Annotated in this window: 2 protein-coding genes; both read left to right on the top strand. The window is 60.6% G+C overall.

All coding sequences use genetic code 11. The features are described 5' to 3' along the window. Window positions 1-26: 26 nt before the first annotated feature. Window positions 27-25,277 carry a two-partner secretion domain-containing protein gene (locus FYK34_RS07620; RefSeq protein ID WP_149295806.1) on the top strand — a complete coding sequence of 8,417 codons (25,251 nt, stop codon included), beginning with the start codon at window positions 27-29 and terminating at the stop codon, window positions 25,275-25,277. Then, window positions 25,274-25,741 carry a lytic transglycosylase gene (locus FYK34_RS07615; protein WP_149295805.1) on the top strand — a complete coding sequence of 156 codons (468 nt, stop codon included), beginning with the start codon at window positions 25,274-25,276 and terminating at the stop codon, window positions 25,739-25,741. The genes FYK34_RS07620 and FYK34_RS07615 overlap by 4 nt, the downstream gene beginning before the upstream one ends.

Genomic DNA, 25,741 nt, shown 5'->3' with positions numbered 1-25,741 from the left:
CTGCCTCATTTTCTCGATCCGACATCATGAATAAAAAACTCTATCGAATCATATTCAACCGATCCCGCGGCCAATTGATGGTGGTGCAGGAGGATGCGAACGGGCAGGGCAAGGGCAATGGCGCGCAAGGGGTCGCGGCCACGCTGGCGGGCCGCAGCCGGGCTTTCAGCTTGCGGCTGAGCGTATTGCTGATCGGCTTGGGGCTGGGAAGCAGCGTCTTGGCGGCGGATATCGTCGCTGACCCCGGCGCGCAGCCGGGCAAGCAGCCTGGCGTTATCACCTCCGCCAATGGCCTGCCGGTAGTGCAGATTGCCGCGCCGACGGCCGGCGGCGTGTCGCATAACCAATACCAGTCGTTTAATGTCGGACCGGGCGGCGCGCTGCTCAATAACAGCGCGGTCAACGTCAATACACAATTGGCGGGCTATATCAGCGGCAATGCCAATCTTAAGAACGGCAGCGCCCGCATCATTCTCAACGAAGTCACACAGCCCAACCCCTCTCAATTGCGAGGCTATCTGGAAGTGGCCGGACAGCGGGCTCAAGTGGTGATCGCCAATCCTTGGGGGATCACCTGCAGCGGCTGCGGTTTCATCAACACGCCGCGGGCCGTGTTAACCACGGGTGTGCCGCAGCTGGATGCGCAAGGGGGCTTGAGCGGATACCGCGTGTCAGGCGGGCGGGTCAATGTCGAAGGTGCGGGCTTGAATGTGGCCAATCTCGATAGCTTCGCCATCATCAGCCGCGCCTTATCGGTCAACGCCCAACTGTATGCCAAGAAATTGGATATCGTGCTGGGACGCAATCAAGTGGATGCCGCCAGCCTGCAGGCTCAGGCCTTGGCGCCCCAGGCTGCGGACGCGCCAGTCTTCGCCTTGGACGTGGCGCAATTGGGCGGCATGTACGCTGACTCCATCAAATTGATCGGCACCGAGAAGGGCGTCGGCGTCAACCAGCTGGGCACTATGGCCGCCCAAGCTGGCGACCTGCAGTTGACCAGCGCCGGCGATCTGATCCTGAAAGGCAAGACGAATAGCCAGCACGACTTGAGGCTGCAGGTCGAAGGACAGTTGCGCCACGACGGCGTCACGCGCGCGGAGGGTGCCATCCAGGCCGACATCGTCGGCCAGACGACGCTGCATCAGGCGCTGAGCGCTCAGGGTGATATCACGCTGAATACGGCGGCGCTGCAGGGCGACGGCACGCTGGCTGCCGGCGCGCAAACCGATGGCAAGCTGACGGCCAGCGGCCAGTTGCGCGTGTATGGCGCCGGCGCGCTGCAGAGCAGCGGGCAACTGCTAGCGGGCGAGGACGTCAGTCTGCAAGGCGGCCAGATCGATCTGGCCCAATCCACCGTCAGCGCCAGCCATGGCGCGCTGACCGTCCATGCGGCCAGAGATTTGAACACTCAGCATGCCCACCTCAGCGCGGAAGGAGCCGCGCGTTTGACTGTGGAAGGCAAGCTGGACAATCAATCGGGCCAGCTGTCCGCTAGCCAAGTGGAGCTCACGCTGGGTGCGCTGGACAACCGGCAAGGCGAGGTGACGCAAAGCGGCGCGGCAAGTTCAACATGGCGCATCGCGGGCGAGTTGGACAACCGCGGTGGCGCTTTGAGCAGCGCTGGCGCAGACCTGACGTTTCAGGCGGGTAGGGTGGATAACCGCCAGGGACAATTGGCCCACAGCGGGCACGGCAAATTGACCATCGCTACCGGCGCGCTGGACAACGGCCAGCAAGGCCGTTTGGTCAGCGACGGCAGCCTCGAATTGCAAGCCGCGTCATTGGATAACCGCCAGGGCAGTGTCATCGGTAGCCAAGGGCTTGACCTGACGATCACCGATACGCTGCACAATGATGGCGTGGTCGGCAGCGATGGCCAAGTGAAGCTCAGCGCTGGCAAATTGGAGAATGCGGCCGGCTCCATCCAGGCGGGCAAGGATTTACAGCTCAGCGCCAGCAGCCTGAGCAATGCCGACAAGGGCCAGATATTAGCGCTGGGCAAGGACGCCGCCAGCAGCCTGACCATCGCCAATGATCTGCACAACCAAGGCAAGATCGCTGGCAACGGCCAGCTCGACCTCAACGCTTCGACGGTCGACAACGCCAAGGGCACGCTGCAAGCAGCCGGCGCGCTGAACCTGACCAAGCAAACGAGTTTGGCCAACGACGGCGGCCACATCGCGGCGCAGAGCCTGAACGTCAAAGCCGACAGCCTCAGCAACCAAGCGGGCGAAATCTACGCCCAAGGTGCGTTGAGCAGCCAACTGAAGACCCTCGACAACACCCACGGCAGCCTGATCGGCGGCCAGGGCGTCGACCTGACGGTCAGCGATACGCTGCACAACGACGGCGTGGTCGGCAGCGATGGCCAGCTCAAATTGAACGCCGGCAAGCTCGACAACGTCGGCGGCAGCATTCAAGCCGGCCAAGACCTGCAACTGACGGCTAGTTCCCTGAGCAACGCCGGTCAAATCCTGGCGCTGGGCAAGGACGCGGCCAGCAGCCTGACCATCGCCAATGATCTGCACAACCAAGGCAAAATCGCCGGCAACGGCCAGCTCGACCTCAACGCCGCCACCGTCGACAACGCCAAGGGCACGCTGCAGGCGGCCGGCGCGCTGAACCTGACCAAGCAAACGAGTTTGGCCAACGACGGCGGCCACATCGCGGCGCAGAGTTTGAATGTCAAAGCCGACAGCCTGAGCAATAAAGAAGGCGAAATCTACGCCCAAGGTGCGTTGAGCAGTCAACTGAAGACCCTCGACAACACCCACGGCAGCCTGATCGGCGGCCAAGGCGTCGACCTGACGGTCAGCGATACGTTGCATAACGACGGCACCCTAGGTAGCGACGGCCAAGTGAAGCTCAGCGCTGGCAAATTGGAGAATGCGGCCGGCTCCATCCAGGCGGGCAAGGATTTACAGCTCAGCGCCAGCAGCCTGAGCAATGCCGACAAGGGCCAAATCCTGGCGCTGGGCAAGGACGCCGCCAGCAGTCTGACGATCGCCAATGATCTGCACAACCAAGGCAAGATCGCTGGCAACGGCCAGCTCGACCTCAACGCCGCCACCGTCGACAACGCCAAGGGCACGCTGCAAGCAGCCGGCGCGCTGAACCTGACCAAGCAAACGAGTTTGGCCAACGACGGCGGCCACATCGCGGCGCAGAGCCTGAACGTCAAAGCCGATAGCCTGAGTAACCAGGCCGGTGAGATTTATGCGCAAAACCAACTGAAGGGCGATCTGCACACGCTGAACAATGCTCAAGGCAGCCTGATCGGCGGCCAGGGCGTCGACCTGACGGTCAGCGATACGTTGCATAACGACGGCGTGGTCGGCAGCGACGGTCAGCTCAAATTGAACGCCGGCAAGCTCGACAACGTCGGCGGCAGCATTCAAGCCGGCCAAGACCTGCAACTGACGGCTAGTTCCCTGAGCAACGCCGGTCAAATCCTGGCGCTGGGCAAGGACGCCGCCAGCAGTCTGACGATCGCCAATGATCTGCACAACCAAGGCAAGATCGCCGGCAATGGCCAGCTCGATCTCAACGCCGCCACCGTCGACAACGCCAAGGGCACGCTGCAAGCAGCCGGCGCGCTGAACCTGACCAAGCAAACGAGTTTGGCCAACGACGGCGGCCACATCGCGGCGCAGAGCCTGAACGTCAAAGCCGATAGCCTGAGTAACCAGGCCGGTGAGATTTATGCGCAAAACCAACTGAAGGGCGATCTGCACACGCTGAACAATGCTCAAGGCAGCCTGATCGGCGGCCAAGGCGTCGACCTGACGGTCAGCGATACGTTGCACAACGACGGCGTGGTCGGCAGCGACGGCCAAGTGAAGCTCAGCGTCGGCCAACTCGACAATGCCAGCGGCAGTATCCAAGCCGGCAAGGATTTGCAACTGACGGCGCAAAGCCTGAGCAATGCCGACAAGGGCCAGATATTAGCGCTGGGCAAGGACGCCGCCAGCAGTCTGACCATCGCCAATGATCTGCACAACCAAGGCAAGATCGCCGGCAACGGCCAGCTCGATCTCAACGCCGCCACCGTCGACAACGCCAAGGGCACGCTGCAAGCAGCCGGCGCGCTGAACCTGACCAAGCAGAGCAGCCTGAGCAACGACGGCGGCCACATCGCGGCGCAGAGCCTGAACGTCAAAGCCGACAGCCTGAGCAACCAGGCCGGCGAGATTTATGCGCAAAACCAACTGAAGGGCGATCTGCACACGCTGAACAATGCTCAAGGCAGCCTGATCGGCGGCCAAGGCGTCGACCTGACGGTCAGCGATACGTTGCACAACGACGGCGTGGTCGGCAGCGACGGCCAAGTGAAGCTCAGCGTCGGCCAACTCGACAATGCCAGCGGCAGTATCCAAGCCGGCAAGGATTTGCAACTGACGGCGCAAAGCCTGAGCAATGCCGACAAGGGCCAGATATTAGCGCTGGGCAAGGACGCCGCCAGCAGTCTGACCATCGCCAATGATCTGCACAACCAAGGCAAGATCGCCGGCAACGGCCAGCTCGATCTCAACGCCGCCACCGTCGACAACGCCAAGGGCACGCTGCAAGCAGCCGGCGCGCTGAACCTGACCAAGCAGAGCAGCCTGAGCAACGACGGCGGCCACATCGCGGCGCAGAGCCTGAACGTCAAAGCCGATAGCCTGAGTAACCAGGCCGGTGAGATTTATGCGCAAAACCAACTGAAGGGCGATCTGCACACGCTGAACAATGCTCAAGGCAGCCTGATCGGCGGCCAGGGCGTCGACCTGACGGTCAGCGATACGTTGCATAACGATGGCACCCTAGGTAGCGACGGTCAGCTCAAATTGAACGCCGGCCAGCTCGACAACGTCGGCGGCAGCATCCAAGCCGGCAAGGATTTACAGCTCAGCGCCAGCAGCCTGAGCAATGCCGACAAGGGCCAGATATTAGCGCTGGGCAAGGACGCCGCCAGCAGTCTGACGATCGCCAATGATCTGCACAACCAAGGCAAGATCGCCGGCAACGGCCAGCTCGATCTCAACGCCGCCACCGTCGACAACGCCAAGGGCACGCTGCAAGCAGCCGGCGCGCTGAACCTGACCAAGCAGAGCAGCCTGAGCAACGACGGCGGCCACATCGCGGCGCAGAGCCTGAACGTCAAAGCCGATAGCCTGAGTAACCAGGCCGGTGAGATTTATGCGCAAAACCAACTGAAGGGCGATCTGCACACGCTGAACAATGCTCAAGGCAGCCTGATCGGCGGCCAAGGCGTCGACCTGACGGTCAGCGATACGTTGCACAACGACGGCGTGGTCGGCAGCGACGGCCAAGTGAAGCTCAGCGTCGGCCAACTCGACAATGCCAGCGGCAGTATCCAAGCCGGCAAGGATTTGCAACTGACGGCGCAAAGCCTGAGCAATGCCGACAAGGGCCAGATATTAGCGCTGGGCAAGGACGCCGCCAGCAGTCTGACCATCGCCAATGATCTGCACAACCAAGGCAAGATCGCCGGCAACGGCCAGCTCGATCTCAACGCCGCCACCGTCGACAACGCCAAGGGCACGCTGCAAGCAGCCGGCGCGCTGAACCTGACCAAGCAGAGCAGCCTGAGCAACGACGGCGGCCACATCGCGGCGCAGAGCCTGAACGTCAAAGCCGACAGCCTCAGCAATAAAGAAGGCGAAATCTACGCCCAAGGTGCGTTGAGCAGCCAACTGAAGACCCTCGACAACACGCACGGCAGCCTGATCGGCGGCCAGGGCGTCGACCTGACGGTCAGCGATACGTTGCATAACGACGGCACCCTAGGTAGCGACGGCCAAGTGAAGCTCAGCGCTGGCAAATTGGAGAATGCGGCCGGCTCCATCCAGGCGGGCAAGGATTTACAGCTCAGCGCCAGCAGCCTGAGCAACGCCGACAAGGGCCAAATCCTGGCGCTGGGCAAGGACGCCGCCAGCAGTCTGACCATCGCCAATGATCTGCACAACCAAGGCAAGATCGCCGGCAATGGCCAGCTCGACCTCAACGCCGCCACCGTCGACAACGCCAAGGGCACGCTGCAAGCGGCCGGCGCGCTGAACCTGACCAAGCAGAGCAGCCTGACGAATGACGGCGGCCACATCGCGGCGCAGAGCCTGAACGTCAAAGCCGACAGCCTGAGCAATAAAGAAGGCGAAATCTACGCCCAAGGTGCGTTGAGCAGCCAACTGAAGACCCTCGACAACACGCACGGCAGCCTGATCGGCGGCCAAGGCGTTGACCTGACGGTCAGCGATACGCTGCACAACGACGGCGTGGTCGGCAGCGACGGCCAAGTGAAGCTCAGCGCTGGCAAATTGGAGAATGCGGCCGGCTCCATCCAGGCGGGCAAGGATTTACAGCTCAGCGCCAGCAGCCTGAGCAATGCCGACAAGGGCCAGATATTCGCGCTGGGCAAGGACGCCGCCAGCAGTCTGACGGTTGCCAATGATCTGCACAACCAAGGCAAGATCGCCGGCAACGGCCAGCTCGACCTCAACGCCGCCACCGTCGACAACGCCAAGGGCACGCTGCAAGCAGCCGGTGCGCTGAACCTGACCAAGCAAACGAGTTTGGCCAACGACGGCGGCCACATCGCGGCGCAGAGCCTGAACGTCAAAGCCGACAGCCTGAGCAATAAAGAAGGCGAAATCTACGCCCAAGGTGCGTTGAGCAGCCAACTGAAGACCCTCGACAACACCCACGGCAGCCTGATCGGCGGCCAGGGCGTCGACCTGACGGTCAGCGATACGCTGCACAACGACGGCGTGGTCGGCAGCGATGGCCAAGTGAAGCTTGGTGCTGGCAAATTGGAGAATGCGGCCGGCTCCATCCAGGCGGGCAAGGATTTACAGCTCAGCGCCAGCAGCCTGAACAATGCCGACAAGGGCCAAATCCTGGCGCTGGGCAAGGATACGGCCAGCAGCCTGACTGTGTCGGGCGAACTGCACAACCAAGGCAAGATCGCCGGCAACGGCCAGCTCGATCTCAACGCCGCCACCGTCGACAACGCCAAGGGCACGCTGCAAGCAGCCGGCGCGCTGAACCTGACCAAGCAAACGAGTTTGGCCAACGATGGCGGCCACATCGCGGCGCAGAGCCTGAACGTCAAAGCCGACAGCCTGAGCAACCAGGCCGGCGAGATTTATGCGCAAAACCAACTGAAGGGCGATCTGCACACGCTGAACAATGCTCAAGGCAGCCTGATCGGCGGCCAGGGCGTCGACCTGACGGTCAGCGATACGTTGCATAACGATGGCACCCTAGGCAGCGACGGCCAGCTCAAATTGAACGCCGGCCAGCTCGACAACGTCGGCGGCAGCATCCAAGCCGGCCAAGACCTGCAACTGACGGCTAGTTCCCTGAGCAACGCCGGCCAAATCCTGGCGCTGGGCAAGGACGCCGCCAGCAGTCTGACGATCGCCAATGATCTGCACAACCAAGGCAAGATCGCCGGCAATGGCCAGCTCGACCTCAACGCTGCCACCGTCGACAACGCCAAGGGCACGCTGCAAGCAGCCGGCGCGCTGAACCTGACCAAGCAAACGAGTTTGGCCAACGACGGCGGTCACATCGCGGCGCAGAGCCTGAACGTCAAAGCCGACAGCCTGAGCAATAAAGAAGGCGAAATCTACGCCCAAGGTGCGTTGAGCAGCCAACTGAAGACCCTCGACAACACGCACGGTAGCCTGATCGGCGGCCAAGGCGTCGACCTGACGGTCAGCGATACGTTGCACAACGACGGCGTGGTCGGCAGCGACGGCCAAGTGAAGCTCAGCGTCGGCCAACTCGACAATGCCAGCGGCAGTATCCAAGCCGGCAAGGATTTGCAACTGACGGCGCAAAGCCTGAGCAATGCCGACAAGGGCCAGATATTAGCGCTGGGCAAGGACGCCGCCAGCAGTCTGACGATCGCCAATGATCTGCACAACCAAGGCAAGATCGCCGGCAATGGCCAGCTCGACCTCAACGCTGCCACCGTCGACAACGCCAAGGGCACGCTGCAAGCAGCCGGCGCGCTGAACCTGACCAAGCAAACGAGTTTGGCCAACGACGGCGGTCACATCGCGGCGCAGAGCCTGAACGTCAAAGCCGACAGCCTGAGCAATAAAGAAGGCGAAATCTACGCCCAAGGTGCGTTGAGCAGCCAACTGAAGAGCCTCGACAACACGCACGGCAGCCTGATCGGCGGCCAAGGCGTCGACCTGACGGTCAGCGATACGTTGCACAACGACGGCGTGGTCGGCAGCGACGGCCAAGTGAAGCTCAGCGTCGGCCAACTCGACAATGCCAGCGGCAGTATCCAAGCCGGCAAGGATTTGCAACTGACGGCGCAAAGCCTGAGCAATGCCGACAAGGGCCAGATATTAGCGCTGGGCAAGGACGCCGCCAGCAGTCTGACCATCGCCAATGATCTGCACAACCAAGGCAAGATCGCCGGCAACGGCCAGCTCGATCTCAACGCCGCCACCGTCGACAACGCCAAGGGCACGTTGCAAGCGGCCGGCGCGCTGAACCTGACCAAGCAGAGCAGCCTGAGCAACGACGGCGGCCACATCGCGGCGCAGAGCCTGAACGTCAAAGCCGACAGCCTGAGCAATAAAGAAGGCGAAATCTACGCCCAAGGTGCGTTGAGCAGTCAACTGAAGAGCCTCGACAACACCCACGGCAGCCTGATCGGCGGCCAGGGCGTCGACCTGACGGTCAGCGATACGTTGCATAACGACGGCACCCTAGGTAGCGACGGCCAAGTGAAGCTCAGCGCTGGCAAATTGGAGAATGCGGCCGGCTCCATCCAGGCGGGCAAGGATTTACAGCTCAGCGCCAGCAGCCTGAGCAATGCCGACAAGGGCCAAATCCTGGCGCTGGGCAAGGACGCCGCCAGCAGTCTGACGATCGCCAATGATCTGCACAACCAAGGCAAGATCGCCGGCAACGGCCAGCTCGACCTCAACGCCGCCACCGTCGACAACGCCAAGGGCACGCTGCAAGCAGCCGGCGCGCTGAACCTGACCAAGCAAACGAGTTTGGCCAACGACGGCGGCCACATCGCGGCGCAGAGCCTGAACGTCAAAGCCGATAGCCTGAGTAACCAGGCCGGTGAGATTTATGCGCAAAACCAACTGAAGGGCGATCTGCACACGCTGAACAATGCTCAAGGCAGCCTGATCGGCGGCCAGGGCGTCGACCTGACGGTCAGCGATACGTTGCATAACGACGGCGTGGTCGGCAGCGACGGTCAGCTCAAATTGAACGCCGGCAAGCTCGACAACGTCGGCGGCAGCATTCAAGCCGGCCAAGACCTGCAACTGACGGCTAGTTCCCTGAGCAACGCCGGTCAAATCCTGGCGCTGGGCAAGGACGCCGCCAGCAGTCTGACGGTTGCCAATGATCTGCACAACCAAGGCAAGATCGCCGGCAACGGCCAGCTCGACCTCAACGCCGCCTCCGTCGACAACGCCAAGGGCACGCTGCAAGCGGCGGGTCAGCTCAATCTGACCAAGCAGAGCAGCCTGACGAATGACGGCGGCCACATCGCGGCGCAGAGCCTGAACGTCAAAGCCGACAGCCTGAGCAATAAAGAAGGCGAAATCTACGCCCAAGGTGCGTTGAGCAGCCAACTGAAGACCCTCGACAACACGCACGGTAGCCTGATCGGCGGCCAAGGCGTCGACCTGACGGTCAGCGATACGTTGCACAACGACGGCGTGGTCGGCAGCGACGGCCAAGTGAAGCTCAGCGCTGGCAAATTGGAGAATGCGGCCGGCTCAGTCCAGGCGGGCAAGGATTTGCAGCTGACGGCGCAAAGCCTGAGCAATGCCGACAAGGGCCAAATCCTGGCGCTGGGCAAGGACGCCGCCAGCAGTCTGACGGTTGCCAATGATCTGCACAACCAAGGCAAGATCGCCGGCAACGGCCAGCTCGACCTCAACGCCGCCACCGTCGACAACGCCAAGGGCACGCTGCAAGCAGCCGGTGCGCTGAACCTGACCAAGCAAACGAGTTTGGCCAACGACGGCGGCCACATCGCGGCGCAGAGCCTGAACGTCAAAGCCGACAGCCTCAGCAACCAAGCGGGCGAAATCTACGCCCAAGGTGCGTTGAGCAGCCAACTGAAGACCCTCGACAACACCCACGGCAGCCTGATCGGCGGCCAGGGCGTCGACCTGACGGTCAGCGATACGCTGCACAACGACGGCGTGGTCGGCAGCGATGGCCAGCTCAAATTGAACGCCGGCAAGCTCGACAACGTCGGCGGCAGCATTCAAGCCGGCCAAGACCTGCAACTGACGGCTAGTTCCCTGAGCAACGCCGGTCAAATCCTGGCGCTGGGCAAGGACGCCGCCAGCAGTCTGACGATCGCCAATGATCTGCACAACCAAGGCAAGATCGCCGGCAATGGCCAGCTCGACCTCAACGCCGCCACCGTCGACAACGCCAAGGGCACGTTGCAAGCGGCCGGTCAGCTCAATCTGACCAAGCAGAGCAGCCTGACGAATGACGGCGGCCACATCGCGGCGCAGAGCCTGAACGTCAAAGCCGACAGCCTCAGCAATCAGGCGGGCGAAATCTACGCCCAGGGTGCGTTGAGCAGTCAACTGAAGAGCCTCGACAACACCCACGGCAGCCTGATCGGCGGCCAAGGCGTCGACCTGACGGTCAGCGATACGTTGCATAACGACGGCACCCTAGGTAGCGACGGTCAGCTCAAATTGAACGCCGGCCAGCTCGACAACGTCGGCGGTAGCATCCAAGCCGGCAAGGATTTACAGCTCAGCGCCAGCAGCCTGAACAATGCCGACAAGGGCCAAATCCTGGCGCTGGGCAAGGACGCCGCCAGCAGCCTGACCATCGCCAATGATCTGCACAACCAAGGCAAGATCGCTGGCAACGGCCAGCTCGACCTCAACGCTTCGACGGTCGACAACGCCAAGGGCACGCTGCAAGCAGCCGGCGCGCTGAACCTGACCAAGCAAACGAGTTTGGCCAACGACGGCGGCCACATCGCGGCGCAGAGCCTGAACGTCAAAGCCGACAGCCTCAGCAACCAAGCGGGCGAAATCTACGCCCAAGGTGCGTTGAGCAGCCAACTGAAGACCCTCGACAACACCCACGGCAGCCTGATCGGCGGCCAGGGCGTCGACCTGACGGTCAGCGATACGCTGCACAACGACGGCGTGGTCGGCAGCGATGGCCAGCTCAAATTGAACGCCGGCAAGCTCGACAACGTCGGCGGCAGCATTCAAGCCGGCCAAGACCTGCAACTGACGGCTAGTTCCCTGAGCAACGCCGGTCAAATCCTGGCGCTGGGCAAGGACGCCGCCAGCAGTCTGACGATCGCCAATGATCTGCACAACCAAGGCAAGATCGCCGGCAATGGCCAGCTCGACCTCAACGCCGCCACCGTCGACAACGCCAAGGGCACGCTGCAGGCGGCCGGCGCGCTGAACCTGACCAAGCAAACGAGTTTGGCCAACGACGGCGGCCACATCGCGGCGCAGAGTTTGAATGTCAAAGCCGACAGCCTGAGCAATAAAGAAGGCGAAATCTACGCCCAAGGTGCGTTGAGCAGTCAACTGAAGACCCTCGACAACACCCACGGCAGCCTGATCGGCGGCCAGGGCGTCGACCTGACGGTCAGCGATACGTTGCATAACGACGGCACCCTAGGTAGCGACGGCCAAGTGAAGCTCAGCGCTGGCAAATTGGAGAATGCGGCCGGCTCAGTCCAGGCGGGCAAGGATTTGCAGCTGACGGCGCAAAGCCTGAGCAATGCCGACAAGGGCCAAATCCTGGCGCTGGGCAAGGACGCCGCCAGCAGTCTGACGATCGCCAATGATCTGCACAACCAAGGCAAGATCGCCGGCAACGGCCAGCTCGACCTCAACGCCGCCACCGTCGACAACGCCAAGGGCACGCTGCAAGCAGCCGGCGCGCTGAACCTGACCAAGCAAACGAGTTTGGCCAACGACGGCGGCCACATCGCGGCGCAGAGCCTGAACGTCAAAGCCGATAGCCTGAGTAACCAGGCCGGTGAGATTTATGCGCAAAACCAACTGAAGGGCGATCTGCACACGCTGAACAATGCTCAAGGCAGCCTGATCGGCGGCCAGGGCGTCGACCTGACGGTCAGCGATACGTTGCATAACGACGGCGTGGTCGGCAGCGACGGTCAGCTCAAATTGAACGCCGGCCAGCTCGACAACGTCGGCGGTAGCATCCAAGCCGGCAAGGATTTACAGCTCAGCGCCAGCAGCCTGAACAATGCCGACAAGGGCCAAATCCTGGCGCTGGGCAAGGATACGGCCAGCAGCCTGACTGTGTCGGGCGAACTGCACAACCAAGGCAAGATCGCCGGCAACGGCCAGCTCGATCTCAACGCCGCCACCGTCGACAACGCCAAGGGCACGCTGCAAGCGGCGGGTCAGCTCAATCTGACCAAGCAGAGCAGCCTGACGAATGACGGCGGCCACATCGCGGCGCAGAGCCTGAACGTCAAAGCCGACAGCCTCAGCAATCAGGCGGGCGAAATCTACGCCCAAGGTGCGTTGAGCAGCCAACTGAAGACCCTCGACAACAGGCACGGCAGCCTGATCGGCGGCCAAGGCGTTGACCTGACGGTCAGCGATACGCTGCACAACGACGGCGTGGTCGGCAGCGACGGCCAAGTGAAGCTCAGCGCTGGCAAATTGGAGAATGCGGCCGGCTCAGTCCAGGCGGGCAAGGATTTGCAGCTGACGGCGCAAAGCCTGAGCAATGCCGACAAGGGCCAAATCCTGGCGCTGGGCAAGGATGCCGCCAGCAGTCTGACGGTTGCCAATGATCTGCACAACCAAGGCAAGATCGCTGGCAACGGCCAGCTCGACCTCAACGCCGCCACCGTCGACAACGCCAAGGGCACGCTGCAAGCAGCCGGCGCGCTGAACCTGACCAAGCAAACGAGTTTGGCCAACGACGGCGGCCACATCGCGGCGCAGAGCCTGAACGTCAAAGCCGATAGCCTGAGTAACCAGGCCGGTGAGATTTATGCGCAAAACCAACTGAAGGGCGATCTGCACACGCTGAACAATGCTCAAGGCAGCCTGATCGGCGGCCAGGGCGTCGACCTGACGGTCAGCGATACGTTGCATAACGACGGCGTGGTCGGCAGCGACGGTCAGCTCAAATTGAACGCCGGCAAGCTCGACAACGTCGGCGGCAGCATTCAAGCCGGCCAAGACCTGCAACTGACGGCTAGTTCCCTGAGCAACGCCGGTCAAATCCTGGCGCTGGGCAAGGACGCCGCCAGCAGTCTGACGATCGCCAATGATCTGCACAATCAAGGCAAGATCGCTGGCAACGGCCAGCTCGACCTCAACGCCGCCTCCGTCGACAACGCCAAGGGCACGCTGCAAGCGGCGGGTCAGCTCAATCTGACCAAGCAGAGCAGCCTGACGAATGACGGCGGCCACATCGCGGCGCAGAGCCTGAACGTCAAAGCCGACAGCCTGAGCAATAAAGAAGGCGAAATCTACGCCCAAGGTGCGTTGAGCAGCCAACTGAAGACCCTCGACAACACGCACGGCAGCCTGATCGGCGGCCAAGGCGTTGACCTGACGGTCAGCGATACGCTGCACAACGACGGCGTGGTCGGCAGCGACGGCCAAGTGAAGCTCAGCGCTGGCAAATTGGAGAATGCGGCCGGCTCCATCCAGGCGGGCAAGGATTTACAGCTCAGCGCCAGCAGCCTGAGCAATGCCGACAAGGGCCAGATATTCGCGCTGGGCAAGGACGCCGCCAGCAGTCTGACGGTTGCCAATGATCTGCACAACCAAGGCAAGATCGCCGGCAACGGCCAGCTCGACCTCAACGCCGCCACCGTCGACAACGCCAAGGGCACGCTGCAAGCAGCCGGTGCGCTGAACCTGACCAAGCAAACGAGTTTGGCCAACGACGGCGGCCACATCGCGGCGCAGAGCCTGAACGTCAAAGCCGACAGCCTCAGCAATAAAGAAGGCGAAATCTACGCCCAAGGTGCGTTGAGCAGCCAACTGAAGACCCTCGACAACACCCACGGCAGCCTGATCGGCGGCCAGGGCGTCGACCTGACGGTCAGCGATACGCTGCACAACGACGGCGTGGTCGGCAGCGATGGCCAGCTCAAATTGAACGCCGGCAAGCTCGACAACGTCGGCGGCAGCATTCAAGCCGGCCAAGACCTGCAACTGACGGCTAGTTCCCTGAGCAACGCCGGTCAAATCCTGGCGCTGGGCAAGGACGCCGCCAGCAGTCTGACGATCGCCAATGATCTGCACAACCAAGGCAAGATCGCCGGCAATGGCCAGCTCGACCTCAACGCCGCCACCGTCGACAACGCCAAGGGCACGTTGCAAGCGGCCGGTCAGCTCAATCTGACCAAGCAGAGCAGCCTGACGAATGACGGCGGCCACATCGCGGCGCAGAGCCTGAACGTCAAAGCCGACAGCCTCAGCAATCAGGCGGGCGAAATCTACGCCCAGGGTGCGTTGAGCAGTCAACTGAAGAGCCTCGACAACACCCACGGCAGCCTGATCGGCGGCCAAGGCGTCGACCTGACGGTCAGCGATACGTTGCATAACGACGGCACCCTAGGTAGCGACGGTCAGCTCAAATTGAACGCCGGCCAGCTCGACAACGTCGGCGGTAGCATCCAAGCCGGCAAGGATTTACAGCTCAGCGCCAGCAGCCTGAACAATGCCGACAAGGGCCAAATCCTGGCGCTGGGCAAGGACGCCGCCAGCAGTCTGACGATCGCCAATGATCTGCACAACCAAGGCAAGATCGCCGGCAACGGCCAGCTCGACCTCAACGCCGCCACCGTCGACAACGCCAAGGGCACGCTGCAAGCAGCCGGCGCGCTGAACCTGACCAAGCAAACGAGTTTGGCCAACGACGGCGGCCACATCGCGGCGCAGAGCCTGAACGTCAAAGCCGACAGCCTCAGCAACCAAGCGGGCGAAATCTACGCCCAAGGTGCGTTGAGCAGCCAACTGAAGACCCTCGACAACACCTACGGCAGCCTGATCGGCGGCCAGGGCGTCGACCTGACGGTCAGCGATACGTTGCATAACGACGGCACCCTAGGTAGCGACGGTCAGCTCAAATTGAACGCCGGCCAGCTCGACAACGTCGGCGGTAGCATCCAAGCCGGCAAGGATTTACAGCTCAGCGCCAGCAGCCTGAACAATGCCGACAAGGGCCAAATCCTGGCGCTGGGCAAGGATACGGCCAGCAGCCTGACTGTGTCGGGCGAACTGCACAACCAAGGCAAGATCGCCGGCAACGGCCAGCTCGATCTCAACGCCGCCACCGTCGACAACGCCAAGGGCACGCTGCAAGCGGCGGGTCAGCTCAATCTGACCAAGCAGAGCAGCCTGACGAATGACGGCGGCCACATCGCGGCGCAGAGCCTGAACGTCAAAGCCGACAGCCTGAGCAACCAAGCGGGCGAAATCTACGCCCAGGGTCAACTCAGCAGCCAACTGAAGACCCTCGACAACACCCACGGCAGCCTGATCGGCGGCCAGGGCATCGACCTGACGGTCAGCGATACGTTGCATAACGACGGTACCCTAGGTAGCGATGGCCAAGTGAAGCTCAGCGCCGGCAAATTGGAGAATGCAGCCGGTTCAATTCAAGCCGGCAAGGATTTACAGCTCAGCGCCAGCAGCCTGACCAACGCCGACAAGGGCCAGATATTAGCGCTAGGGAAGGACGCGGCGAGCAGCCTGAATGTGTCGGGCGAGCTGCACAACCAAGGCAAGATCGCCGGCAATGGCCAGCTCGACCTCAACGCCGCCATCGTCGACAACGCCAAGGGCACGCTGCAGGCAGCCGGCGCGCTGAACCTGACCAAGCAAACGAGTTTGGCCAACGACGGCGGCCACATCGCGGCGCAGAGCCTGAACGTCAAAGCGGACAGCCTGAGCAACCAGGCCGGCGAGATTTATGCGCAAAACCAACTGAAGGGCGATCTGCACACGCTGAACAATGCTCAAGGCAGCCTGATCGGCGGCCAGGGCGTCGACCTGACGGTCAGCGATACGCTGCACAACGACGGCGTGGTCGGCAGCGATGGCCAGCTCAAATTGAACGCCGGCCAGCTCGACAACGTCGGCGGCAGCATCCAAGCCGGCAAGGATTTACAGCTCAGCGCCAGCAGCCTGACCAACGCCGACAAGGGCCAGATATTAGCGCTAGGGAAGGACGCGGCGAGCAGCCTGAATGTGTCGGGCGAGCTGCACAACCAAGGCAAGATCGCCGGCAATGGCCAGCTCGACCTCAACGCCGCCATCGTCGACAACGCCAAGGGCACGCTGCAGGCAGCGGGTCAGCTCAACCTGACCAAGCAAAGCAGTTTGCTGAACGACGGCGGCCATATTGCGGCGCAGAGTTTGAGCGTCAACGCCGACAGCCTGAGCAACCGAGGCGGCGACATCCGTCAGACGGGTCAAGGAGCGGCGCAGCTGCAAATCGGCCATGGCTTCAATAATCAGCAAGGCAACGTATTGAGCAATGGCGGTTTGAACATTGTCGCCGGCAGCCTGGATAACCATCAGGGGATGATAGGCAGCCAGGGTGCGCAGCAGCTGACCCTGACGCAGGACGTGAACAATCAGGGCGGCACCTTGGCTAGCGGCCAGTCGCTCACTCTGAAGCTGGGCGGCGCGTTGGGCAACGGCCAAGGGCAGTTGCAGGGCAGCAGCCTGCAGATCAACGCGGCCAGTCTGGATAACCGTGGCGGCAGCATGAAGGCGCTGGGCAACGAGGCTAACGCGCTGGTCTTGAGCGGCAAGTTGGATAACTCCGCCGGCGGCTTGTTGGCCAGCAATGGCCAACTGACCTTGCAAGCCAATCAGTTGGACAACAGCGGAGGTGTGCTGCAGAGCGCCGCCCTGCTGCATGCGCAGGTGGCGCAAGACGCGCAAAACCGAGATGGCAAACTGCAGGCCAGCCAACTGCAGTTAAGCGCTTCCAGCCTGGGCAATCAGCACGGAGTGATAGCGCAAGCTGGGGAAGGCCTGGCCACGCTGGAAGTCCGCGGCCAGCTCGACAATAGCGGCCAAGGCAAGATCACGTCTGGTGGACAATTGCAGGTTACGGCAGGCGATATCAACAACAGCCAGGGCGTGCTGAGCAGCCAGGGCGATTTGACTCTGCGCGGCGGCGCGCTGAACAACCAGCAAGGCACGCTGGGCAGCCAGGCAGGCTTGAGCTTGACAGCCAGCCAGCTGGACAACGGCGGCGGCTTGCTGCAAGCCGGGCAGACGCTGCAGCTGGATAGCGGAAGCCTGAGCAATGCCGGCGGCAAGATACTGGCGCTGGGCGGCGGCGACAGCCGGATCACGCTGAGCGGCCAACTGAGCAACGGCGGCCAGATAGCCGGCAACGGCAACTGGCAGTTGAAGTCGCAGCGCTTCGACAACAGCGGCGGCAGCGTGTACAGCCAGGGCAATCTGACGGTCAACACCGCGTCCCTGGCCAATACGGGCAGCTTGCTGGCGGGGCAGGATTTGGCTTTGAGCCTGCAGGGCGATTTCGTCAACAACGCCGGCACCCAGCTGCAGGCCAATCGCAATCTCAGCATCAGCGCCAGCGGCAATTTGGTGAACAACGGCCAGCTGCAAAGCAGCGGCAACCTTAGCCTGACGGGCCTCAACTGGACCAATAACGGCAGCGTCAATATCGGCGGCACGCTGAGCACCCAGCTCAGCCAGGGCTTGTACAACTACGGCAGCCTGGGCGCCGGCGCGCTGGATCTACATGCCGCCAGCCTTACCAACACCGCCTCCATGACCGCCGGCGACATCGCCATCCAGGCCGGCAGCTTGGATAACAGCGGCGGTAAGGCGGTATTGGCCTCGGCCGGCAATATGGCGCTGAATATCGGCGGCACGCTGAACAACCATGACGGCGCCTGGTTATACAGCCAGGGCGATATGCATATTGGGCGAGATGGCGCATCCGTGGGACAGGTGATCAATCACATAGCCACGCTGCAGTCGGATGGTAATATGTTTATTGATGCCGGGCGGGTGAGTAATGAGTCGAATCCGGTTACAGTGACTCAGAGTTCGAGTCAAAACTCAACAAGTAAGACCTTGTTGACTCCATATGGCGAAGCCACAATTAGTAGTCCTGGAAGCTCAAGACGTGGATCTTCTTATAATCTTACTAAATTGCAAAATGGTGACAACTCGGTCGTTACTTTTGATTATAACAGTGGTTGCTCTGAGCAAGGGTGTGGAGTTTATGATGCGCAGTTCTTTAGATTAAATATTATTAGGGATGATTCTGTAAAACATATCATTACAGTAGTTGCTGATTATGATCTTGACATGCTGGATGATAGTGCTTCGTCATACATTCATGGTGGGAAGCGTGATGGTGAGAGGACGATAGGTTCGAGATGGTCCCATTTAATTTTGCCGGGAGGTAAGCCTCAGCAGGTTTATTATTTTGGCACTCCTAGTAATGGATCATATTCGGTGTTTGGGTTTGATTTTGGCAAGACTCCGTATGATCCAAATGTAAATTTGCTTCCAAAAGAAATGGCGAGTTTGGCTGTTGCAGGGAGAGATGAAGTGGCGAGAGACGGGGAGCAGTCACGTACCACTGTTACCCGTGTTTCAGTAGACGTTGCCAGCGGCTTAACGAATCCCGGCCGTATTCTGGTTGGTGGTAGCATGAGTGTTAAATCCAGTGATGTAGCTAATACCTATAGCTCCATCTCTGTTGGCGGTACTATAAATATGCTAGCCGGTAATCAAGTGAGGAATACTGGCCAGCCGCTGTTAAAAACTACAACAACCACAACGCAGAGTAATTATGCCTGGGGAAGAACCGATAGCCCGACGGTTGAAACACATACTGAGGTTTTAGGCTCCCTCGACGCTACAGTCGTCTCCAACCAGCACATGAGCTTGCAAGCCCCCACCATTGTCAATGGCAAGGGTGTGTCGGGTGTGGATGCCAAGGCGCTGCAGTCGACCTTGTCCAATATCCACGTCATGTTCGACAAGGCGCAAGGCGGCGGTGTGACTGGCGCTGGGGAGCAGAGCGCGGCTTCCGGCCAGGCGCTGCAAGGCCAGGTGGACCAAGCTCAGGGCGGTCAACTGAATGGCAAGGTGGACCAAGCCAATGGCCAGGCGCTGGGCGGTCAAACTCAAGACAAGCTGTCCGGCCAGGCGCTGCAAGGCCAGGTGGACCAAGCTCAGGGCGGTCAACTGAATGGCAAGGTGGACCAAGCCAATGGCCAGGCGCTGGGCGGTCAAACTCAAGACAAGCTGTCCGGCCAGGCGCTGCAAGGCCAGGTGAGCCAAGCCAAGGGCGATCAACTAAACGGCAGCGTGAGCCAGGCTAGCGGCAAGGCCTTGGGCGGCCAGGCGCAAGATAAGCTGTCCGGCCAGGCGCTACAAGGCCAGGTGGATCAAGCCAAGGGCGATCAACTGAACGGCAGCGTGAACCAGGCCAATGGCCAGGCCTTGGGCGGCCAAACTCAAGACAAACTGTCCGGCCAAGCCTTGCAAGGCCAGGTGAACCAAGCCAAGGGTGATCAACTGAACGGCAGCGTGAACCAGGCCAATGGCCAGGCCTTGGGCGGTCAAGCTCAAGACAAGCTGTCTGGCCAGGCTTTGCAGGGCCAAGTGGACCAAGCTCAGGGCGGTCAACTGAATGGCAAGGTGGGCTCAGCCAGCGGCCAGACGTTGAATGGCCAAAAGCAGGACAAACTGACCGGCCAGGCTTTGCAGGGCCAAGTGGACCAAGCTCAGGGCGGTCAACTGAATGGCAAGGTGGGCTCAGCCAGCGGCCAGGCTTTGCAGGGCCAGGTGAACCAAGCCAAGGGCGACCAACTGAACGGCAGCGTGAACCAGGCCAATGGCCAAGCCTTGGGCGGCCAAACTCAAGACACGCTGTCTGGGCAGGCCTTGCAGGGCCAAGTGAACCAAGCTCAGGGTGGCCAGCTGAATGGCAAGGTGGATCAAGCCAATGGCCAGGCCTTGAATGGCCAGGTAGACCAGGCGCAGGGGAGCAATATGCCTGTGCAAACTCTTTTGGTATCGACGCTATCCAAAGGACCTACCCACGATCCGATTCTTGTTGATCCGGCGGCAAATTTAAATAAGCCATATCAGTCGGTGCCGGCACAGCGGAACATTGTTCTGGAATCTGCTGGCACCAAGGCAGGCAACCCGGTGGCTGGCGGCTACACCGTGCCGGACAACGGTCTGTATCACGCCCAGACGGCGCCGCAACAACCTTATCTGGTGGAAACCAATCCTCAATTCACGCAATACAATAACTTTGTTTCGTCGGATTACCTGCTCAAGCAGCTGAACTATGACCCGCGCAAGGTGGAAAAGCGCTTGGGCGATGGCTTTTACGAACAGCAGATGGTCAGCAAGGCCATCACCGATATGACTGGCAAGCGCTTCCTGTCCGGTTACGGCAGCGCCATGCAGCAATACCAGCAATTGATGAGCAATGGCACGCAATACGCCCAGAAGTTCCAGCTGACGCCGGGAATGGCTCTGTCCGCGGAACAGATGGCCAAGCTGACATCGGACATGGTGTGGCTGGTGAAACAGAACGTGGGCGGCCAGGACGTGCTGGTGCCCATGGTCTATCTAGCCAAGGCGGACGAGCAATCCCTGCGTGGCCAGGGCGCGGTGCTGGCCGGCAACAGCATGACGCTGCAGGCCGATGGCGATTTGGTCAATAACGGCACGCTGAAGAGCGATACCGCGCTGCTGGCGCTGGCCAACAATATCCGCATCGAGGGCGGCAAGGTGCAGGCAGGCGGCGACTTGGGCCTGAGCGCCCAGCAAAACCTAGTAGTGACAGACGACGCGCAGCACAGCCAGGCGGGCAGCAGTATCCAGGCGGGCGGAGATTTGCGGCTGCAGGCCGGCAATGACCTGAAGCTGCAAGCGGTGGATGTGAAAGCAGGCGGCGACGCCAGCTTGCTGGCGGGCCATGATCTGGACATCGCCAGCCGCGAAACCCGCTACAACCTGGGCGATAGCAATCGCTACAGCAGCTTCCAGTACCAGCAGGTGGACCACGTCGGCAGCCTGCTGAACATCGGCGGCAATTTGATGCTGAGCGCCGACAACAATCTGACTCTGTCCGGCAGCAGCGCCAAGGCCGGCGGCAGAGTGCAGGCCCTGGCCGGCAACAGCCTGACCCTGGAATCCACGCTGGACAGCAAGCACGGCGCCGGCAACTGGTGGGGCGGCGGCTACGATACCTTGAGCCAGAGCCATAACGCCTCGCTGCTGCAGGGCGGCGGCGATGTGCTGCTCAAAGCCGGCGGCGACCTGAGCCTGATCGGCTCCGCCGCCCAATCCAGCGGCGGCAGCCTGACCGCCCTGGCCGGCAAACAACTGACGCTGCAGAGCGAGATCAATACCAACCATGATATCGGCTACGGCTGGGGCAACAGCCATAACTGGCAGACCGACAGCCTGGCCGCGGCCAGCTTGTCCAGCAAGGGAGACCTGCAGCTGCATGCCGATGGCGACGCGCTGCTCAATGGTGCCAGCCTGGCCAGCGGCGGCAAGCTCACGCTGTCTGCAGACAACGACATCAAGCTGGGGGCGGTCGCCACGGAAAGCCGCAACGACAATACCTGGGGCGAAAATGTCCGTAACAGCTACGACCTGACCCAGCACGGCACCACCGTGCAAGGCGAGGGCGGGCTGCTCCTGAACGCTGGGCGCGACATCAGCACTCAGGCGGCCAATCTCACCAGCAATGGGCAAGAGGCTTTGATCGCCGGACGCGACGTCAATCTGGGCAGCGCCCAAGAGCAGCACAGCGATTACAGCAAGACCGTCCGCCACTCCAGCGGCTGGTTCAGCAGCAGCACGACCACCGACATCGTCGCCCACGACAGCACGCATGAGGCGGGCAGCACGGTTTCGGCCAATACCGTCATCCTCAAGGGCCAGCGCGACATCAACATCCACGCCAGCCAGGTGGCGGGCAGCGGCGACGTGACGCTGGATGCCGGCCGCAATCTCAACATCACCTCTGGCACCGATACCAACCGCCTGTTCCAGTACCACAAAGAGGAGACCTCCGGCCTCTTCTCCGGCGGCGGCCTGGGCTTCACCATCGGCAGCAAGGAACTGACGCAGCAGCTGGACGGCGCCGGCACCACCCAAAGCCAGAACCGCAGCCTGGTGGGCAGCATCGGCGGCAATCTCAGCCTCAAAACCGGGGACACCCTCACCCTGCAGGGCAGCGATGTCACCGCAGGCGGCGACCTGTACCTGGACACCAAGAAACAGAACCTGGACGCGGCCGTAGACACCTGGCACAGCGTGCAGAAGACGGAGAGCAAATCCAGCGGCCTGACCGTGCAACTGACCAGTCCCTTGATCAGCGGCGTGCAGGCCATGGCTTCCGCTGCGGATACGGCAGTCAAGAGCAAGGATGATCGCGTCAAGGCCTTGTCCACCGCCACCGCCGCGCTGGCTGGCTACAACAGCTATACCGCCTATCAGCAGGCGAAGAAAGGCACCGATCCGGGCAAACAAGGTTATGGGGTTAAACTGAGCATTTCAGTGGGCGGCAGCCATAGCGAAAGCACCACCGTCAGCGACAGCCATACCGAAAGCGGCAGCCTGCTCAAGTCCGGCGGCACGCTGGTGGACCTGGCGCACGGCGCAGGGCTGGACAGCACCATCACCGGCAAGGGCGCGCAGTTCGTCGCGGGCAAAGACCTCACCCTGCAGGCCGAAGGCGACATCAAGCTGCTGGCAGCCAAGAGCACCAGCAGCGAGCACACCACCAGCCATTCCAGCAGCGGCGGCGTGGGCATCGCCATCGGTATGGAAAAGGGCAAGGGCGCGTTTGCCGGCATCAACGCCAACGCCAGCATGAGCCGCGGCCATGTGGACGGCAACGGCAGCCAGTATCAGTTGAGCGAACTGAACGCCGGCGGCAAGCTGAATCTGGTGTCCGGCGGCAACGTCACGTTGCAAGGCATCGCCAAGGGCCAGCAAGTGGTGGGCGACATCGCCGGAGACCTCAAGCTGGACAGCCTGCAGGATACCAGCACCTATCACAGCCTGAATCAATCGATCAGCGCCGAAGGCACTTATAATGGCGGCTTCAGCGGCTCGGTCAGCCTCAGCCAGCAGAAAATGGACGCCGACTACGCCAGCGTGCAGCGCCAGTCCGGGATAAAAGCCGGCAACGGCGGCTTCCAGCTCAAGGTTGGCGGCATCACCACCTTGAACGGCGCAGCCCTCGCCAGCAGCGACAAGGCCGTGGCCGATGGCAAAAACAGCCTGCAAACCGGCGCGTTGGTGCTCAAGGATCTGGAAAACCACGCCGACTTCACCGCCAGCAGCATCAGCGTCACCGCCGGCACCGGTGGCGTGTCCGGCATGGCCATGGCTGCGTCGGACCACGACAAGAGCACCACCCGGGCCGGCATCAGCGGCGGCAGCCTCACCATCACCAATAACGCGCTGCAGGAAGCGCAAACCGGCCAAACCGCGTCCCAGGCCGCAGCCGGCACCAACCGCAATGTCAGCAGCGACAAGGACGGTAGCGGCAAGCTGGCCAACAACTTCGACGCCAATCAGGTGCAAGGCCTGTTTGACGCGGCCAGTGCCTTGAATCAGCAGGTGGGCACTTTCATCTCCAACAAGATGCAAGCGGCCAAGGAGGCGAAGGAGGCGTTGAAGCGCGCGGAAGACAACGGTCTGTCGAAGAACAGCGATGAGTACCATAAGCTTCAGCAAGAGGCTATCGACACCGAGGAGGATGCCGCCAAGTGGGCGCCAGGCAGCCGCAGAGGACAGGTAATCACTGCGGTAATGGCCGGCATCACCGGCAATCTGGGCAACAGCCTTGCCGGCATGGCCCAGAACGCCGGCATCGCTTACCTGCAGGGACTGGGCGCGCAGGAAGTGAAAAAGCTGGCGGATCAGTTGGAGAAAGACCAAAACCCCACGGTAGAAAGCGAAACCGTCCGCGCGGTGTTGCACGCTGCATTGGCTTGCGCCGGCGCGAGCGCCAGCGGCCAGAGCTGCGGCGCGGGGGCGGCGGGCGGCGCGGCCAGCGTGGCGCTGAACAACGCGCTGGACGCCATCCAGCATACCAATCCCGATAAGATGACGGCGGAAGAGAAGCTGCAGCGGGAAAACCTGGTCAGCGGCCTGCTGGCGGGCGTGGCGGCCGGCACCGGCGGCGCGAACACGGCCGCGACGACGGTGAATGCGGCGAAGATCGAATTGGAGAACAACTCATTAACTAGCGCGAAGCAACAGAGTATCATTGATAAAATTGCGCGTGGAGATGCGGCTGCTAAACATAGGCTGCAGGCAGCGGCTTGTGCGTTGCTAAAGTGCTCAGCACAATTCTTGCCAGACTCTAAAGAATATAAGTTTTACTTGTCCTTAGAGAAAGAAGGTGCGCGATATGGGAAAGAGCAGCAAGAATTGCGTGATTATCACGAGACTATAGTTGATACAGCAAGTTATGGTGGAGTTTTACGAAAAACGGAACTGTCCGACAAGTTTACACAGAACAAAGAGGCGGATAGTCGTTACTTGGCAACCGAGGGGGCTGCCAGAGAGCTTCATGATAACCTTAAAAAGTATGGGCTGGATTTTAGCGCGGATGATATCAAGCAAGGGTTGAATCTGATTCCGATTGCGGGTGTTGTCTTTGGGTCAACCAAAAATGTGGGAGGAGTTTCTTCCGAGCTATCGGAGCTCAGTCAGACAGAGAAGACGATCCAGCAGGTTGAGAAAGTTGGTGAGGAGGTTGGTGCTACTCGGCTAATAGGTGGTTCTGCAAACTCCGTGGAGCAGGTTGCGAATGCATCTAGCAAGCCGAGTTGGTTGGTTAATCTAGATAAAGGGAATCAGTTCAACAAGCAGCAAGCGGCTGCGTACCCATATAACGAAGTGTATATAGAAAATCCAGTTGGTGGTTACTACCGTTTGGATTCGTACAATCCCATTTCGGGTGAGATTGTCTCAAGAAAATATACGCAACTTTCTGATATACAACCATCTACGGCGAATAATTATATAAATGAAATTGCTAACAAGTATCCGACAGGTGCAACTATTGCTAATGTGCCATCCAGTGGGAACCTGGCGGGGCAATCATTGAACGGGGTTTATATACTGGAAGTCCCTGTTCAGATTAATCCAGTACCTCAAAGCGTAATCAATTCAGCCAATAAGGCTGGAGTCGTAATTAGGGACTCTGCAGGAAAGGTGTACAATTGATAAAAATACAATATTGTAAATCATGGTTTCGTCACTCAAAAAAACCGATTGATCCATTGAGTGAGCAGGATGCTGAAAAGCTGCATACTGACGGTGAAACATATACTGCCATTGTTGAGATGTCGGGTAAGCCTTTTTGTTATTTAAATGTCGCTAGAGAGTTTATTGCGGTCACATTTTTTGATGATCAATTGCGAGAAAGGCTTGAGTATCATTTCAAGAAAATATCGCAAGATGATTTGTTTTTGACAATGGCTATATATAGGGATTTTTTAGATGACAAGCCTCTTGTGACGGGTGGTGCATCATATATTTTTCAGCAAGATGGTTCGTTACACATAAAGCATGAAAAATTTAACCCCCATTCTGTCGAGGCTGCTACTGGTGAGTTTGATCCAAGTAAGAATTATCAAAAATATCCAACGTTTGGTCATTATTCTGATTTGATAAAAATAGATAGATGA

The sequence above is a fragment of the Chromobacterium paludis genome (genome assembly GCF_008275125.1).
Classification (GTDB): Bacteria; Pseudomonadota; Gammaproteobacteria; order Burkholderiales; family Chromobacteriaceae; genus Chromobacterium; species Chromobacterium paludis.
Note: the sequence above shows the minus strand (reverse complement) of the source record. Positions and strands in the feature narration are given on the sequence as shown.

Excerpts from the sequence above, each read along its gene's own strand:
- FYK34_RS07620 (WP_149295806.1), top strand. The coding sequence starts at position 27 with ATGAATAAAAAACTCTATCGAATCATATTCAACCGATCCCGCGGCCAA.